Consider the following 17445-nt stretch of genomic DNA (forward strand, 5'->3'; position numbering starts at 1 on the left):
GGCGGTAGCGACGGCAGGCAATAAAAAAAGGGCGCGCGGCGGCGCGCCCTTTGCGGTTTACTCGCTGGTGGATTTCTCCGCTTTACCAGCCAGCATGCTGAGGAAATCGTATTTTTCCTGCAGCTCTTTTTCCGCGGCCTGATACAGTGCGCTGGCGACGTCCGGCTGCTGCGCGTTGAGGCGGCGGAAACGCTGTTCCTTCAGCAAGGTTTCGCTCAGGTTGCTGCTTGGCGGTCGGGAATCCAGCGCCAGCGCGACTTTTCCTTCCTGCGCGCGGCGCGGATCAAAGCGGTACAGCGGCCAGAAGCCGGTGGCGGTCAACTGTTTCATCTGATCGTGGCTGAGCGCCAGATCGTAGCCATGCTCTTCACACGGGCTGTAAGCGATGATCAGCGAAGGGCCTGGGTAGGCTTCGGCTTCCTGAATTGCTTTGACCGTTTGGTTAAGCTGCGCGCCTAGCGAGATCTGCGCCACGTACACGTGGCCATACATCATCATGCTGACGCCCAGATCCTTGCGCGCCTTGCGCTTGCCGTTCTCACCAAATTTGGTCACGGCCCCAAGCGGCGTGGCCTTCGACTGCTGCCCGCCGGTGTTGGAATAGCACTGGGTATCCAGCACCAGCACATTGACGTTTTCCGTCAGGCTCAGCACGTGATCCAGGCCGCCGAAGCCAATGTCGTAGGCCCAGCCGTCGCCGCCGATCAGCCAAATGGATTTATCCACCAGATAGTCGGCGTCGGTCGCCAACTGGCGCGCATCGTCGCTGTCGATGGCAATCAGTTGCGCGCGCAGCTCGGCAATTTGCTGGCGGCGCGGTTCCGGGGCGATATCCGGCATCTGCAAGCTGGCTACCAGTTGGGCCGGCAACTGCGGCGCCAGGGTTTCCAACAGCCGCAATACGCGCTTGCGGTGCTGATCCACCGTCAGGCGGAAGCCCAGGCCAAATTCGGCGTTATCTTCAAACAGCGAGTTGGCCCACGCCGGGCCGCGGCCTTCGGCATTGGTGGTGTAGGGCGTGGTCGGCAGGTTGCCGCCGTAAATCGACGAACAGCCGGTGGCGTTGGCAATCAGCAGGCGATCGCCATACAGCTGGGTCAGCAGCTTGATGTACGGGGTTTCGCCGCAGCCGGAGCAGGCGCCGGAGTATTCGAACAGCGGGGTGATCAACTGCGAAGTGCGGATATCGATACGCTCCAGTTGCGCAGGATCGATTTCCGGCAACTGCAGGAAGAAATCGTAGTGCTGTTTTTCCTCCACCAGATTATCCAGCCGCGAAGCCATATTGATGGCTTTGATTTCCGGGTTCTGGCGGTCTTTCGCCGGGCAGACTTCAACGCACAGGTTACAGCCGGTGCAGTCTTCCGGGGCAACTTGCAGTACGTATTTCTGGCCGCGCATATCGCGGGCCTTCACGTCCAGCGATTGCAGCGAAGCCGGGGCGCCCTCTAGAGCAGATGGTTGCACCACTTTCGCCCGGATCGCCGAGTGCGGGCAGGCGGCCACGCAGTGGTTGCACTGGGTGCATAAGTTCGGCTGCCAGATTGGGATCTCTTCGGCGATGTTGCGTTTTTCCCACTGGGTGGTGCCCACTGGCCAAGTGCCGTCCGGCGGGAAGGCAGAGACCGGCAGCGCATCGCCCAACCCGGCCAGCATGGCGGCGGTCACGGTTTTGACGAAGTCCGGTGCGGCATCGGAAACTACCGGCGGTCGCATTGGGCTGCTGTCGTCAACCGGCTGCAGCGGAATTTCGATCAGCGCTTCGCGGGTGGCGCCCAGCGCTTGCCAGTTGCGCTCAACGATTTCCTGGCCTTTGCTGCTGTAGCTGCGGGCGATGGCGTCCTGCAACTGTTGCAGGGCGATGTCGCTGGGCAGAATTTGCGTCAGGTGGAAGAACGCCATCTGCATCACGGTGTTGATGCGCGCGCCCAGTTGGCATTCACGCGCCAGCTTTGCGGCGTTGATGATGTAAAAACGGGCCTGGCGTTGGTTCAGCACCGCCTGCACTTCGTTCGGCAAACGGCCCCATACCTCATCGGCGCTGTACGGCGTATTGAGCAGGAAAATCCCACCGGGTTTCAGCCGCTCCGCCATTTGATATTTGTCGATAAACTGCAACTGGTGGCAGCCGACGAAATCGGCGTGGCTGACTAGGTAGGCCGAATTGATGGGTTGTTCACTTACGCGCAGGTGCGAAACCGTCAGACCGCCGGCCTTTTTGGAATCGTAAACGAAGTAACCTTGGGCGAACAGCGGCGTGCTGTTGCCGATAATCTTGATGTTATTTTTGGTGGCGGAGACGGAACCGTCGCTGCCCAGCCCGTAAAACAGCGCTTCCAATGTGGCGCGCGAAGGCAGGGTTTCGTCACTGAGCGGCAGCGAAAGGCCGGTAACATCGTCAAAGATGCCGACGGTAAAGCGTGGGCGCGGCTTATCCTGCGCCAGCTCGTTGAACACCGCCAGCGCGCAGTCCGGGCCGAACTCTTTGGAAGAGAGGCCGTAACGGCCGCCGATCACTAACGGCAGGGTGTCGCGTTCGCCGCGGCTGAAGGCTTCCGCCAGCGCAGTGATCACGTCCAGATACAGCGGTTCGGCCTGGGCGCCCGGCTCTTTGGTGCGATCGAGCACGGCGATTTTCCTGACGCTTTGCGGCAGCACCGCCAGCAGGTGTTCGGCCGCAAAGGGGCGGAACAGGCGCACTTTCAGCACGCCGACCTTTTCCCCGCGGGTGAGCAGAGTATCGATGACTTCTTCGCAGGTGCCGATGGCAGAGCCCATCAGGATCACTACGCGTTCGGCCTGCGGGTGGCCGTAATATTCGAAGGGTTGATAATGGCGACCGGTTAGCTGGCCGAATTTCGCCATGGCGTCTGCGACGTGCTGGTAGGTGTTGTTGTACCAGGGGTTAGTGGCTTCACGCGACTGGAAATAGGTATCCGGGTTGGCGGACGTGCCGCGCACCACCGGATGATCCGGCGACAACGCGCGGCGGCGGTGTGCGGCGATGGCGTCTTGCGGCAGCATTTGCTGCAGCGTGTCATCGCTCAGCGGAACGATTTTATTGATTTCATGCGACGTGCGAAAACCGTCGAAAAAGTGAATAAACGGCAGGCGGCTGTTAAGGGTCGCCGTTTGTGAAATCAGGGCAAAATCTTGCGCTTCCTGGACGTTGCTGGCGCACAGCATCGCGCAGCCGGTTTGGCGCACGGCCATCACGTCGGAGTGATCGCCGAAAATTGACAGCGCGTGGGTCGCGACGGTGCGCGCCGCAACGTGCAGCACAAACGGCGTCAGTTCACCGGCCAGTTTGTACAGCGTGGGGATCATCAGCAGCAGGCCCTGCGATGAGGTAAACGAGGTTGATAATGCGCCCGTCTGCAACGCACCGTGCACCGTGGCGATAGCGCCGCCTTCGGATTGCATTTCCACCACCCGTGGTACGTCGCCCCAGATATTTTTACGGCCATCGCCAGACCAGGCGTCCGCCTGTTCCGCCATGGTGGAGCTGGGGGTAATCGGGTAAATGGCAATCACTTCATTGGTGCGATAGGCCACGGACGCTACTGCATTATTACCGTCTGTAGTAATCATTAATAGTACCTTTCATTGCTCGCAAAGCTGCAAAAGGATCTGTGCTTTTGCAGTAATGGGCGAAGTCTAGCAGAGTGGCGCATTGGCTCTCTATCGCATTTGTGTGGCCGAATGAATAGAATGGCGGGGGGAGTGGCACGGAATTTTTGTTGGTGCCACATTGCTTTAACGTCAGTTTAACGCTGCCCTAATATACTGGGCCAGTATTACGGCTATTTCAGCCGGGTTTCGCTTAAAACGGTTGCGGTAGCGCAGAACCTTTTTTGTCAATATGACGACACATGGAAGAAGCCTATGTCTGGATTGATGTATTTAATCATGGCGATTATTGCGGAAGTTATTGCCACGACGATGCTTAAAGCATCGGAAGGTTTTACCCGGCTTTGGCCTTCGCTGTTGGTGGTTGCCGGTTACTCCGTGTCATTTTATGGGCTTTCCGTGGTGGTAAAAACCATGCCGCTGGGGATTGTGTATGCGCTCTGGTCGGGGCTGGGTATCGTGTTGGTGACGATTGCCGCGATGTTTATTTATCAGCAAAAGCTCGACTGGCCGGCGGTGTTCGGCCTGGCGTTGATCATCGCCGGTGTTTTGGTGATTAATCTGTGGTCGAAGGCGTCGGTGCACTAGGCAGTTTTGTATATGTTGATACGAGCGGCATTATCTGCGTTTTAACCTATGTGGATTATTTTTTCTTTCGTGCCGAAATAAACGTGAAAGTCTATTTTCATTATTTATTTATCGGTCTAAATTAGACGCTGCACATCGTCAAACGTCAATGCCTGGCCAATTATTGGCTTGGTCAGTTTGTATCTGCACAAATTAGCTCCGTGGGTTATCGTGAAAAGTTAATTGGCGGGGATAGCGTAATATCGGTTCGGGAGTGGAAGAATGATCGTAGCGAGAGGGTTGTTTGCCAGTGCCGTGTTGCTGTTGGCTGCCTGTAGCAGCAACGGCAGTAATGATGAACCCGTTCAAAAGGCAACCAGCCTGAATATTAATACGTTACCGACCAGTGCGCTCTGTGCTCGCGCTGGCGGCGTCACTACTATCGCTCATTCTTTGAATGGCGATGCGGTGAAAATGTGCCAGATGCCGAACGGCAAGCGTTGCGAAGAGTGGGCGCTGGGCCAGGGAGCGTGCTCCGCGGCCGGCTGATTGCCGCGGCTAACGGGCAGGGCATGAAGCGGGGTGCGGCAGGCACCCCGTCGGTTTTATTCGTTCAATAGATTGGGGCACGGTTCGCCGCGTGAAAGCTGCTCGATGTTTTTCAGCGTGGTCTGCCCGATGCTGGTTAACGCCTCTTCCGTCAGGAACGCCTGATGGCCGGTAAACAGCACGTTGTGGCAGGCGGAAAGGCGGCGGAATACATCGTCCTGAATCACATCGTTGGATTTGTCCTCAAAGAACAGATCCCGCTCATTTTCATAGACGTCCATGCCCAGCGCGCCAATTTTTTGTTGCTTAAGCGCCTCGATGGCGGCCGATGAATCAATCAGCCCGCCGCGGCTGGTGTTAACTATCATCACCCCTTTTTTCATCAGCGCAAAGGCTTCGGCATTCAGCAAGTGGTGGTTTTCCGGCGTCAGCGGGCAGTGCAGGGTAATCACGTCCGAACGTGCGTACAGCGTTTTCAGCGGCACATATTCGGCACCCAGTTCCAGCGCCTGTTCGCTGGGATAGGGATCGTGAGCCAGCAGCGTCATACCGAAGCCCTTCAGGATACGCATCGCCGCCACGCCGATTTTGCCGGTGCCGATAACGCCGGCGGTGCGGTTGTACATGTTGAAGCCAATCAGCCCTTCGAGCGAGAAGTTGGCATCGCGGGTGCGCTGATAGGCGCGGTGAATGCGGCGGTTAAGGCACATCATCATGCCGACGGCGTGTTCTGCCACCGCTTCTGGCGAATAGGCCGGCACGCGCACTACTTTAATCCCCAATTCGCTGGCGGCCGCCAGATCGACATTGTTAAAGCCGGCGCAGCGCAGCGCGAGGATCTTGATCCCCATCTGCGCCAACTCCTCCAGTACCTTGCGGCTGCCATCGTCATTAACGAAAATACACACGGCATTACAGCCGGCGGCGGTTTTGGCGGTCCTTGGGCTGAGCATAAAATCGAAAAACTCCAGTTGATAGCCGAACTGCTGGTTTACCAACTCGAGGTATTTACGGTCATACTGTTTGGTGCTGTATATCGCCAATTTCATCGTGGTTTCTCCCACTGTGATCCTGCGGCCATCTTAATGAGTTTCACACCATCGGACAATGAATTTACAACCCTACAATTGATGCGTTAACTAATTGTTTTTGTGCTTTTATTTCTATTTCTATGATTGTTAATCAACCAGGGCGAAAGATGTAAAATTCTCTCTGCGAATACCCCTTCTGGGATTCAGGTTAACACCTCTGCTATCGACTAACTGCCTATATTAAGAAGAATGCCGAATTTGGCCGGTAACTTCATCCCCCGGCTAATTCATGCCATCATAACGGCCAGAATAGGGACAGGCTCACTGCCGCCGTGGCCTACTATTATACTTTCGGCCATCGGGTACAGTGATGCCTTCAACAGGAATGAAGCAATTATTTAATGAATAAGCGCCTGAAAATTGTTATCGGGGTTGCCGCTGGGGGCACTATCCTGCTGGCCACGCTGTGGCAAACCCTGCCGCGCTGGTTGCCCCGCCTGGCTGCGCACTGGTTGCCGCCGGGCACGCAACTCACACTGGCCGGCCCATTGCGCTGGCACCAGGGGGCACTGCAGTTGCCGGGGCTTAGCCTGCGCGCCCAGGACTGCCCGCTGGCTACGGTGGGCGCGGTCCGCCTGGGCTATGCGAACGGGCGCTGGCTGTTGGCCAGTGAGCGCGTCAGTGTGGACACCGCCTGCCTGGCCAGGCTCCCGGCAGGGGATAACGCTGGCGAACCGCTTTCTATCGACAAGCTTCAGCAACGGTTGCCGGCGCTGGATGTCACCGTGGCGCATTTCACGCTGCTGCCATGGCAACAGTATGCCGGCAAACTGCAGTTGCATGCCGCCAGCGGCGGTCAGCAGTTGAGCTACCAGGGCGATAACCTCAGCCTGGCCGCATGGCTTGACGATAAACAGCAGCTCACCCTGAACAACCTCACGATAATGCCGCCTGGCGGCACCCAGCCCTTGCACCTCAACGGCAAATTGACCGTGCCGCTCAGCCTGGATCGCCTGCCGGAACAGGGGGCGCTCCAGGGGGAGATGCTGACGCCGTATCTGCAGCAACCGTTGCTGCTGGATCTACAGTGGCGGCAACAGCAAGGGGTACTGGTGCTGCAGGAAAAGGGCGCCGGGCAGCCGCTGGCAACGCTGCCGTGGTCAGTCAGCGCACAGGCGTTGAACATCAACCAGGGGCAGTGGCGCTGGCCATACGCCGGCCAACCGCTGAGCGGCGGCGTCAGCGCCGGGGTAGGCAACTGGGCCGAGGGGCTGGATGCGATGCAGATCAGCGCCCGCCTCAATGTGATCACCGCGGGGCATAACGGCAAAGGTAACGCCGTGTTGACGCTGGGGCCGGGCAAACTGAGCCTGGTTGATAGCGATCTGGCCTTCCGCCTGACCGGACAGGCCAACTTTGCGGATTTTTCCGCCACGGCGTCGATTCCCGGTGTGATCGGCGGCAGTGCGCTGAACCCCACGTTATCGCTGCAGCCGGGTTCGTTATTGCGGGCCTGGGGCAATGTATCGCCAGAGATGAAGCTGGAAGAGATGCGTTTGCCGTTGGCCGGGGTTAACGTGACGCTGGCCGGGATCAGTGGGCGTTTACAGGCGATAATCCGGGCCAGTGACAGTTACTGGGGCAAGGTGCATGTGCATCTGGATGGCAAGGCGCAGGATTTCTGGCCGGACAGCGGCGATTGGCAGTGGCGCTATTGGGGCCGTGGCCGCCTTCCGCCGCTGCAGGCTAATTGGGATGTGGCGGGCAGCGGCCGTTGGCAAGGGCCGACGCTGGTGCTCGAACGTCTCTCCAGCGGTTTTGATCGCCTGCAGTATGGGTTGGTCACCGTAGCGGCGCCGCGCCTTAGCCTGCGTGAACCGCTGGTGTGGCAGCGGGGTGATGCAGCCCCATCGCTCGGCGGGGCGTTGCAACTGGTGGCGGAGCAGATTGGTTTCAGCAACGGCGGGCGCCTGCCGGCGCCGGTGCTGGATTTGCAACTTGCCGGGAGCGATCCTTTACACTTCCTGTTGCGCGGGCAACTGCAGGCGCGGGATATTGGGCCGATTAAGCTGCGTGGCCGCTGGGACGGCGAACGTTTGCGCGGCGAGGGCTGGTGGCCGAAGCAGTCATTGACGGTATTCCAGCCATTGCTGGCTAAAGACGCCAACATCACGCTGAACAACGGCGAATTTTATGCCCAGGCGGCATTTTCCGCTGCGCGCGAGCAAGGTTTTGAGGCCGGCGGGCACTGGGTGGTGAAAAACGGCGGTCTGTGGTTGCAAGACGGTGACGTCAGCGGGCTGGATTTTGTTTTGCCTTATCGGCTGAAGGATCACATCTGGCAGTTGGGCGCCAGGCAGCCGGTGGCGCTGCGGATAGCGGCGCTGAATAACCTGTTCCAGATGCAGAATATCACTGCCGATCTGCAAGGCAGCTACCCATACAGTGAAGCGCGGCCGCTGACGCTCAGCAACGTAGGCGTCGATATGTTGAACGGGCATATCAGCCTGTCGGCGCTGCGCCTGCCGCAGCACGCCGCCGCGGTGCTGAAGCTGGAACGGATCGATCTTAGCGCGCTGTTTACCGCCCTCAAGCCCAAGCAGTTTGCCATGTCCGGCCGGGTGAACGGCGAACTGCCTTTGTACCTGAACGATCCGCAGTGGCTGGTGCGCAACGGCTGGATCGCCAATGCCGGTATGTTGACGCTGCGTTTGGATAAAGACATGGCCGATGCCATTGGCAGCAAAAATTTAGTCAGCGGCATGGCTATCGACTGGCTGCGCTATATGGAAATTAACCGCACCCAGGCCCGGGTCGATCTCAATAACCTGGGCGAATTGGCGTTGCGGGCGAAGATTGAGGGGTTAAACCCGCAGAAAAACGCCAAACGCGAGGTTATTCTCAACTACAGCCATCAGGAAAACGTGTTCCAACTCTGGCGTAGTTTACGCTTTGGCGACAATTTACAAGAGTGGCTGGAGCAGGCCCTCTCAAAATCTGGGGATCAACAATGAAGACCGTGACCGGGCCGATGCTGGCTGCCGTACTCTCTGTTTGTGGCCTTGCCGGCTGTGTGCCGCGCATTGAAGTGGCCACGCCTAAAGACCCGATAACCATTAATATGAACGTCAAGATTGAGCATGAGATCCATATCAAAGTGGATAAAGACGTGGAAAATATGCTGAAAAACCGCAGCGATCTGTTCTAAGGGGCTGGGTATGAAAAAACGATATCTGTGGTTGTTGGCGGCCTGGTTGGTGTGCGGCACGGCAATGGCGCTGACGCTGAACGAGGCCAAGCAGCAAGGGCGCGTAGGCGAAACGCTGAGCGGCTATGTGGCGCCGCTAAAGCAGGACGCGCAAACGCTGGCGCTGGTCGAGCGTATTAATACCGGGCGCACCGAGCAATACCAGCAGGTGGCGGCCAGCAACAGCATCGCGCTTGATGAGGTGGCGCGGATGGCGGGGCAGAAATTGGTGGCGCGGGCGCCGGCCGGGGAGTATGTGCGCGGCATCAACGGCCAATGGTTGAAAAAGTAAAATAAAAAAAGCGCGCCTGATGGCGCGCAATAATGTAGACACTTTTGATTATTATGAGGATAACGCAGGTGATAAACAGGCGGCGTTAGGCGCCGGCGATTTCTGCCAGTGCGGCCTTGGCTTCGGCCTGGGCTTTGGTCGCCATGTCCGGGCCATAGGCAATGCCTTCTTCGAAGACAAACTCTACGTCGGTGATGCCGATGAAGCTCAGGAACAGGCGCAGGTATGGCTCAACCAGATCGGTCGGCGTGCCTTTGTGGATGCCGCCGCGGCTGGTCAGGATGATCGCGCGTTTGCCTTTAACCAGGCCTTCCGGGCCATTTTCCGTGTAACGGAAGGTCACGCCGGCACGGGCGATCAGATCAAAATAGTTCTTCAACTGGGTGGAAATGTTGAAGTTGTACATCGGCGCTGCGATCACGATGATGTCGTTGGCCTGCAGTTCGGCGATCAGTGTGTCAGACAGCGCCAACGCGTCTTGCTGGCGTGGGCTGAGCGGCGCATCGGAAGGGCGCAGAATGTTGACCAGTTCACCGTCCAGAACCGGAACCGGATCGGCAGCCAGATCGCGCACGGTGATGGTATCGCCGCTGTGCGTTGCAGACCACTGCTCAACAAAGAAATCAGCCAGTTGGTTAGACTGTGAATAGGTCGCCAGGATGCTTGATTTAAGAACCAGTACGTTGCTCATCAATAATTCCTTTCAGTTGTGACGGTGACATCAGGGCTTATGCCCGTTGCATGGAACACACTGTAAATAGCTTTCCTCAACAGAGATAGCGGAATATTTCGAGATCTTCGTTCGATTTTATTGAATGAGCATGGTTTGCGCTAACCAGATGGATTACGGGAATTTTTTGCGATGTGCTACCCTAGGCGCCGCAGCTGAAAATTGCTGATCCCATTTTGAAAACGTTGCTCAAAACGTCATCCGGGCAGCGAAGAAACAAGGAATACCGACAGTGAAATCACCGCTCGCGGCACTATCAGGCCCGTTGAATGAACTGATGCTCCGTGATCAACAACGCCTGCGCCGCCGGCTGCACGGCAGCAAAAAAATAAACGATCCTGCGGCGCAGCAGGCCGTCATCGACGAAATAACCCAGGATATCGCCGCCGCACGCCTGAAGGTGCAGCAGCGCCAGGCATCGTGCCCGAAAATCACCTATCCGGCCGGCCTGCCGGTCAGCCAGAAAAAAGACGATATTCTTAATGCGATCCGCGATCATCAGGTGGTGATCGTCGCCGGTGAAACCGGTTCGGGTAAAACCACGCAGCTGCCAAAAATCTGCCTGGAGCTGGGGCGCGGGGTGAAAGGCGTGATCGGCCATACCCAGCCACGGCGCCTGGCCGCACGCACCGTCGCCAACCGCATCGCCGATGAGCTGGAAACCCCGCTCGGCGGCAGCGTGGGCTACAAGGTGCGCTTTAACGATCAGGTTGGCGACAACACGCTGGTCAAACTGATGACAGACGGTATCCTGTTGGCGGAGATCCAGCAGGATCGGCTATTGATGCAATACGATACGCTGATCATCGATGAGGCGCACGAACGCAGCCTGAACATCGATTTTATCCTCGGCTACCTGCGCGAACTGTTGCCGAAACGCCCCGATCTGAAAGTGATTATCACCTCGGCGACCATTGATCCGCAGCGTTTCTCGCGCCATTTCAACAACGCGCCGATTATTGAGGTTTCCGGCCGCACTTACCCGGTTGAAGTGCGTTACCGCCCGGTGGTGGATGATGCCGACGATACTGAGCGCGATCAGCTACAGGCCATTTTTGACGCCGTGGACGAACTTGGCCGCGAAGGGCCGGGGGACATTCTGATCTTTATGAGCGGCGAGCGTGAAATCCGCGATACCGCCGATGCGTTGGCGCGGTTGAATCTGCCGCACACGGAAGTGCTGCCGCTGTATGCCCGCTTGTCGAACAGCGAACAGAATCGCGTTTTCCAATCGCACCACGGCCGCCGCATTGTGCTGGCGACCAACGTGGCGGAAACCTCGCTCACCGTGCCCGGCATCAAATACGTGATCGATCCGGGCACCGCACGCATTAGCCGTTACAGCTTCCGCACCAAGGTGCAACGCCTGCCGATCGAACCGGTTTCCCAGGCATCGGCCAACCAGCGTAAAGGGCGCTGCGGCCGCGTTTCGGAAGGTATCTGTATCCGGCTGTACTCCGAGCAGGATTTTCTCTCCCGCCCGGAATTTACCGATCCGGAAATTCTGCGCACCAACCTGGCATCGGTTATCCTGCAGATGACGTCGCTGGGGCTGGGGGATATCGCCGCGTTCCCGTTTGTCGAAGCCCCGGATAAACGCAATATTCAAGACGGTGTGCGCCTGCTGGAAGAGCTTGGCGCCATCAAAACCGCCGCCAGCGGGCATTACCAGCTCACGCCGCAGGGCCGGCAGTTGGCGCAGTTGCCGATCGATCCGCGCCTGGCGCGCATGGTGTTGGAAGCGCAAAAAACCGGCAGCGTGCGCGAAGTCATGATCATCACCGCGGCGCTCTCCATTCAGGATCCGCGTGAACGGCCGTTGGAAAAACAGCAGGCGTCGGATGAAAAACACCGCCGCTTTGCCGATAAAGACTCCGACTTCATGGCGTTCGTCAACCTGTGGGACTACCTGCAACAGCAGCAGAAAGAGCATTCATCGAACCAGTTCCGCCGGCTCTGCCGCAATGAATTCCTGAACTACCTGCGGGTGCGTGAGTGGCAGGATATCTACACCCAACTGCGCCAGGTGGTGAAAGAGCTGGGGCTGCCGGTGAACAGCGTGCCTTCCGATTACCGCGCCGTTCACCTGGCGCTGCTCACCGGCCTGCTGTCGCACATCGGCCAGAAAGACGCGGATAAGCAGGAATACACCGGCGCGCGCAACGCCCGCTTTGCCGTTTTCCCTGGATCGGGGCTGTTCAAGAAGCCGCCGAAGTGGGTGATGGTGGCCGAGTTGGTGGAAACCAGCCGCCTGTGGGGGCGGATTGCCGCGCGTATCGAACCGGAGTGGGTGGAACCGCTGGCGCAGCATCTGGTGAAGCACAGCTACAGTGAGCCGCATTGGTCAAAATCGCAGGGGGCGGTGATGGCCACGGAAAAGGTCACGTTGTTTGGCCTGCCGATCGTGGCGGCGCGCCTGGTGAATTACAGCAGTATCGATCCGCTGCTGTGCCGCGAGCTGTTTATCCGCCACGCGCTGGTGGAAGGGGATTGGCAGACGCGGCATGCGTTTTTTGGCGCCAACCTCAAGCTGCGGGCCGAAGTGGAAGAGCTGGAGCACAAGTCGCGCCGCCGCGATATTCTGGTGGACGATGAAACGTTGTTTAATTTTTACGATCGTCGTATCCCGAACGAGGTGGTTTCGGCACGTCACTTTGATCAATGGTGGAAAACCGCCGCCGCGCAGCAGCCGGATTTGCTCAGTTTTGAAAAAGAGATGCTGATCAAAGACGGTGCCAATAAGGTGAGCGCGCTGGATTACCCGAACGCTTGGCACCAGGGCAACCTGAAGCTGCGGTTGAGCTACCAGTTTGAGCCGGGCGCCGACGCCGATGGCGTCACGGTGCATATCCCGTTGCCGATCCTCAACCAGGTTGAGCAAGCCGGCTTCGAATGGCAGGTTCCCGGCCTGCGGCGCGAACTGATTATCGCCCTGATTAAATCATTGCCGAAGCCGGTGCGGCGCAATTTCGTGCCGGCGCCCAACTATGCGGAAGCGTTTCTGGGGCGGGTGACCTCGCTGGACATGCCGCTGCTGGATGCGCTGGAGCGGGAACTGCGCCGCATGACGGGTGTTACGGTGTCACGTGATGACTGGCAGTGGGATCAGGTGCCCGATCACCTGAAAGTGACCTTCCGCGTGGTGGGAGAAAAAAACAAAGCGCTGCGCGAGGGAAAGGATTTGGCGGCGCTGAAACTCAGCCTGAAGGATAAAGTGCAGCAAACGCTTTCCGCCGTGGCTGATGACGGGCTGGAGCAGCGCGATCTGCACGTCTGGAGTTTTGGCAACCTGCCGGCGTTCTACGAACAAAAACGCGGCGGCTACGCGGTGAAGGCCTACCCGGCGCTGGTCGATGAAAAAGACAGCGTTGCAATCCGCCTGTTTGACAGCGAACTGGAACAGCAGCAGATGATGTGGCAAGGCACGCGCCGCCTGCTGCTGTTGAATATCCCATCGCCAATCAAATACCTGCATGAGAAATTACCCAACAAAGCCAAACTGGGGCTGTATTTCAACCCGTACGGCAAGGTGTTGGATCTGATCGACGACTGCATCGCCTGCGGGGTGGATAAACTGGTTGCCGAGCACGGTGGGCCGGTGTGGCAGGAAACGCAGTTTGCCGCGTTGCAGGAGAAGGTGCGCGCCGAGCTAAATGAAACGGTGGTCGAGATCGCCAAACAGGTGGAGCAAATCCTGACGACCGTATTCAACATCAATAAGCGTTTGAAAGGGCGCGTGGATATATCGTTGGCGCTGGCGCTTTCCGACATCAAAACCCAGCTTGGCGGCCTGATCTATCGCGGTTTCGTCACCGCCAACGGCTGGAAGCGCCTGGCGGATACCCAGCGCTACCTGCACGGCATCGAGCGCCGGCTGGAGAAGCTCAGCATCGATCCGCACCGTGACCGCGCGCAGATGCTGCGGGTGGAGCAGGTGCAGCAGGCGTGGCAGCAGTGGCTCAACAAGCTGCCTGCCAAACGCCGGGAGGACGATGAGGTGAAAGAAGTGCGCTGGATGATTGAAGAGCTGCGCGTGAGCCTGTTTGCTCAGCAGTTGGGTACGCCGTACCCGATCTCCGACAAGCGTATCTTGCAAACCATCGATCAGCTATCGGCATAGGCGCAAGGCAGCCTGCAGCAAGCCGGCCGCGTTACTTTCTGGCCGCCAGTGCCTGCAGGGCATCGCTGATGGCGGTTACCGCCAGCGCTCGGTTATCGGCGCGGTAGCGGTCTTTTGCCGCCGGGGCGGAGCTTTGAATGGCGATCAGCCGCCAGCCTTCTGCGGTTTTCAGCAACAACGGGGAGCCGCTGTCGCCTGGCAGGGTATCGCACTGGTGTGACAGCACGCCCTGTTGCGCCCAGCCGGTAATTTTACAGTTTTGGTGGCTGTACAAATCGCCCAGGTGATCGGCCGGGTAACCGGCTTGGGTGATCAACCGCCCGGCCTCTTTTAGCGCCTGGGTCAGCGCTTTGCTGTCGCCTTGCCACAACGGCAGTGGGGTGATGGGCAACGGCTTGGGATCTTTCAAGCGGATCAGAGCAAAATCGTAGGCCGCCGCGGCCGGCGGCACAATCCAGCCCTCGCCATCCGGCTGCAGTTTTTTCCCCAGCTTTCTGTCCACCAGCGTTTCAATCTTCCCGGCCTGGTAACGCCAATGCTCGTTATTAACCACAAACCGCAGGGCAATCGCCTTATCCAGCTTGCCGGGCGGCGCCAGCACGCAGTGCCCGGCGGTGAGCGCCAGGTGTGGGGAAATCAGCGTTGCGGTGCACAGATTACCGCTGGCCGTTTCAACCTGGCCGATGGCTTGCCAGGGCAAGGTGTTGGTTTCCGTTATTTTGACGCGGTCGTCCTTGCCGAAGAACAGCCGCGTTTGCTCGGCGAGCGATTCGTCAGCCTGGGCTGATAAGGATAATGAAAGTGGAAACGCGCACAGCAACAGCAATAGGGGTTTATGCATAAGTCTCTTGCCTGACAACGACAGAACATCCATAAATTCATCGCGCTAACTTAACCCGCGCACGGGTGCCCGGCAATGGTTTTTCGACAATTCCGGCATTACGCCAAACGGGGTTAAAGATAAAAAAAGAAGGCGATCAGGCCACAGGCGATCAAAATGACCAATATGATTTCGAACCGATAACGCTGCAGCATGGGTATGCCCCCCGATAATAAAACGCCCGGTGAACCGGGGGTTGATGCAATGGCCGCTGGCGGCAGCGGGTATTTCAGCCCGGCGCCAGAGTGGATATCATAAAGAACGGCCGCAATGCTTTCCGTAAACTATTGGTTTCGGTATGTAACCCAATGTACAACCTGGGTTTTACCGGCCGGGCCCGCTATGATGATTGTATTACTGGCCACCTTGGGCCGCCGATAACAGGAATGAACATGACTGATATAGCTATCCGCAGTGGGGTGACGGCCGGCGGCGCCGTACCGATAGCCTATGAGGATTGGGGCGATGAACATGCGCCGGCGTTATTGATGATCATGGGCATCGGCGCCCAAATGTTGCTGTGGCCGGATGATTTTTGCCGGGCGCTGGTTAAGCGTGGCCTGCGTGTTATTCGTTTTGATAACCGCGATGTGGGGCTGTCGGGCAAAACGCAGGGCCGGCGGCGCCTGCCGCTGTGGCGCTTGATCCTGCGTGCCCAGCTCGGCTGGCAGACGCCGGTACCGTATTCGCTGGCGGACATGGCGGCGGACGCTGTGCAGGTGCTGGATTATTTGCAGATTGCGCGCGCCCATGTGCTCGGTGGCTCTATGGGCGGCATGATCGCCCAGGTGTTGGCGGCCGAGTATCCGCAGCGCGTAAGCAGCCTGAGTATTCTGTTCTCCAGCACCAATCAGCCACTATTGCCGCCGCCTTCGCCATCGTTGCTTTACCTGCTGTTGAAAAAGCCGGCGGTGGGCAGCGCGGAACAGCAACAGGCATACATCAAGGCGCACCTGCGCAAGATCGCCAGTAAAGCCTATCCCATGGATGAGCACGAGCTGGATGCCATGGTGGCGCGCATCTGCGCACGCGGCGTGGATAGCGAGGGGTTACAACGCCAATTGTCGGCCCTGTTAGGCAGCGGAGATCTGCGCCGCTATAGCCGGCGTATTCAGGTGCCGACGCTGGTGATCCACGGCAGCGCCGATCGTCTGGTGCGCAAAGCCGGCGGGGTGGCAGTAGCGCGGGCGATACCTAACGCCAGGCTGCAAATTATCGCCGACATGGGGCATGATTTGCCGCAGCCGCTGCGGCCGCAGTTGGCCGAAATGATTGCTAAACACGCCCTGGCGGCGGGAGATTAAAGGGGGCATTGCCAACGGAAAGTAGCAATGCGGCAGTGATTTTAGTTACAACATACATCTAGAGGCAGTACAACCAGCAATCTGCAGCAGTAGTGCAAAGACGCAGCGATATAGCGCTATGTAACATCCCTACGCCAACCGCCAGGGAGGTACGACGGTAGGGGGGGATATATTGGCGGAATAGCGGATTTTATTGTCACTTCGTCAGATAGACTAAGTTCGCGGGCAAGTACTCTCCACGCTTTCGATGCTTATTATATCTCTTGATATGACTAGAGCGCTATATTTTAAATATAGCGAGTTTGGGCGGTGATTCTGATTTTAAATACTGCTACTATTAACATCTTGTAATAACAGATTGGTTTAAAAATAATCGATTTAAATTTTACTAAGTAGTAATCCTTGTTTAGCCATATCTTTATGGCCGCTATTTTTGCTATAGGTGATGATGTGAAAAAAATAGTTTTAGTATTGGCAGTTTTAACATTAGCTGGTTGTGCCCGACCATATGGCCCGGCAGAAAAAGTTTTAAACGAACAGATGGTCGTTCCAAACCCAGCAGAGAAACAAACAAAAGTCACCATTACTCGATTGAAGCAATTTATTGGTGGTGGAAGTGGCGGGGTGTGCAAATTCTTGGTTTCTATTGATAATAAAGATGTGGCGCTACTCCGTCAAAATCAGTTTGTGACGGCATACCTTGAAAACGGTTCCCATAGCTTAAAAGTCAGCAATGAATGCCATGTTATGAGTTTAGGGATGAGAAAGACTCTAAATATTATTACTGATGGTACTCCTCAAGATTATGTTACAGAAATCAGATTTTGGGGGCAATACCGTATGTGGCAGACCAAATGATATTATACCCTACATGTATGCATATGACCGATGTTGAAATAAGGTATTATTATGCGCATAAATAAATCAAATGGCATTTTTAAAAAATAAGTTAATTATTGCTGATGATGATCATAAAGTGACAATGGTCATTAAGCTACAAAGACGATGGTTGCAGACTTACATTTTTGAACTCTCGCTCTTTTTCCTCGTTGAAATGCTCAGCCATTGTCTTGAACCTAAAAATTAATCCACCAG

Annotated in this window: 13 protein-coding genes; 8 read left to right on the plus strand and 5 right to left on the minus strand. The window is 57.2% G+C overall.

From position 1 onward, the window contains the following. Positions 1–57 precede the first annotated feature (57 nt). Positions 58–3591, minus strand: a complete 3534-nt coding sequence (gene nifJ, locus ABFX35_RS07710; RefSeq protein WP_279023886.1) for a pyruvate:ferredoxin (flavodoxin) oxidoreductase — start codon at positions 3589–3591, stop codon at positions 58–60. Positions 3592–3885: 294 nt separating this feature from the next. Between nifJ and ABFX35_RS07715 the strand changes: the two genes are divergently transcribed. Continuing rightward, positions 3886–4218 carry a DMT family transporter gene (locus tag ABFX35_RS07715; protein ID WP_279023888.1) on the plus strand — a complete coding sequence of 111 codons (333 nt, stop codon included), beginning with the start codon at positions 3886–3888 and terminating at the stop codon, positions 4216–4218. 261 nt (positions 4219–4479) lie between these two features. Beyond that, complete coding sequence (locus ABFX35_RS07720) at positions 4480–4746, plus strand: putative hemolysin (RefSeq protein WP_121552566.1); 267 nt, start codon at positions 4480–4482, stop codon at positions 4744–4746. A gap of 56 nt (positions 4747–4802) precedes the next feature. Here ABFX35_RS07720 and ABFX35_RS07725 read toward each other — a convergent pair whose 3' ends face one another. Then, positions 4803–5795 (minus strand): 2-hydroxyacid dehydrogenase, encoded by a 993-nt coding sequence (locus ABFX35_RS07725; protein ID WP_095848772.1) that lies wholly within the window; start codon positions 5793–5795, stop codon positions 4803–4805. A 383-nt stretch (positions 5796–6178) separates the two neighbouring features. Between ABFX35_RS07725 and ABFX35_RS07730 the strand changes: the two genes are divergently transcribed. From ABFX35_RS07730 to ABFX35_RS07740, 3 genes are read left to right on the plus strand one after another with little or no spacing between them, the layout of a single operon-like run. Beyond that, positions 6179–8791, plus strand: coding sequence for a YdbH family protein (locus tag ABFX35_RS07730; protein WP_346080139.1), 2613 nt, complete (start codon positions 6179–6181; stop codon positions 8789–8791). 17 nt (positions 8792–8808) lie between these two features. Beyond that, positions 8809–8985 (plus strand): YnbE family lipoprotein, encoded by a 177-nt coding sequence (locus ABFX35_RS07735; protein ID WP_413541211.1) that lies wholly within the window; start codon positions 8809–8811, stop codon positions 8983–8985. Positions 8986–8995: 10 nt separating this feature from the next. Continuing rightward, on the plus strand, positions 8996–9316 hold the full coding sequence (locus ABFX35_RS07740) for a YdbL family probable chaperone protein (protein ID WP_279023894.1): 321 nt from the start codon (positions 8996–8998) through the stop codon (positions 9314–9316). A gap of 85 nt (positions 9317–9401) precedes the next feature. Here ABFX35_RS07740 and ABFX35_RS07745 read toward each other — a convergent pair whose 3' ends face one another. Further along, complete coding sequence (locus tag ABFX35_RS07745) at positions 9402–10007, minus strand: FMN-dependent NADH-azoreductase (protein WP_279023896.1); 606 nt, start codon at positions 10005–10007, stop codon at positions 9402–9404. A 271-nt stretch (positions 10008–10278) separates the two neighbouring features. Here ABFX35_RS07745 and hrpA point away from each other — a divergent pair, with 271 nt between their 5' ends. Then, positions 10279–14166, plus strand: coding sequence for an ATP-dependent RNA helicase HrpA (gene hrpA, locus ABFX35_RS07750; RefSeq protein WP_346080142.1), 3888 nt, complete (start codon positions 10279–10281; stop codon positions 14164–14166). A 31-nt stretch (positions 14167–14197) separates the two neighbouring features. On the opposite strand, the gene ABFX35_RS07755 is transcribed toward hrpA, so the two are convergent. Further along, positions 14198–15007: a trypsin-like serine peptidase gene (locus ABFX35_RS07755; RefSeq protein WP_346080144.1), complete on the minus strand. Its 810-nt coding sequence runs from the start codon at positions 15005–15007 to the stop codon at positions 14198–14200. Positions 15008–15120: 113 nt separating this feature from the next. Then, the gene (gene ydgU / locus ABFX35_RS24250) at positions 15121–15201 is read right to left on the minus strand and encodes a small membrane protein YdgU (RefSeq protein ID WP_095848765.1); all 81 of its coding nucleotides are present in this window, start codon (positions 15199–15201) and stop codon (positions 15121–15123) included. A gap of 237 nt (positions 15202–15438) precedes the next feature. On the opposite strand from ydgU, the gene ABFX35_RS07760 reads away from it, so the two are divergent. Together ABFX35_RS07760 and ABFX35_RS07765 are read left to right on the plus strand one after the other, a co-directional pair. Next, on the plus strand, positions 15439–16350 hold the full coding sequence (locus ABFX35_RS07760; protein ID WP_279023899.1) for an alpha/beta fold hydrolase: 912 nt from the start codon (positions 15439–15441) through the stop codon (positions 16348–16350). A gap of 402 nt (positions 16351–16752) precedes the next feature. Next, positions 16753–17208 carry a hypothetical protein gene (locus ABFX35_RS07765; RefSeq protein WP_346080146.1) on the plus strand — a complete coding sequence of 152 codons (456 nt, stop codon included), beginning with the start codon at positions 16753–16755 and terminating at the stop codon, positions 17206–17208. Positions 17209–17445 lie beyond the last annotated feature (237 nt).

It is taken from the genome of Gibbsiella dentisursi, assembly GCF_039539505.1.
GTDB classification, from domain to species: domain Bacteria; phylum Pseudomonadota; class Gammaproteobacteria; order Enterobacterales; family Enterobacteriaceae; genus Gibbsiella; species Gibbsiella quercinecans.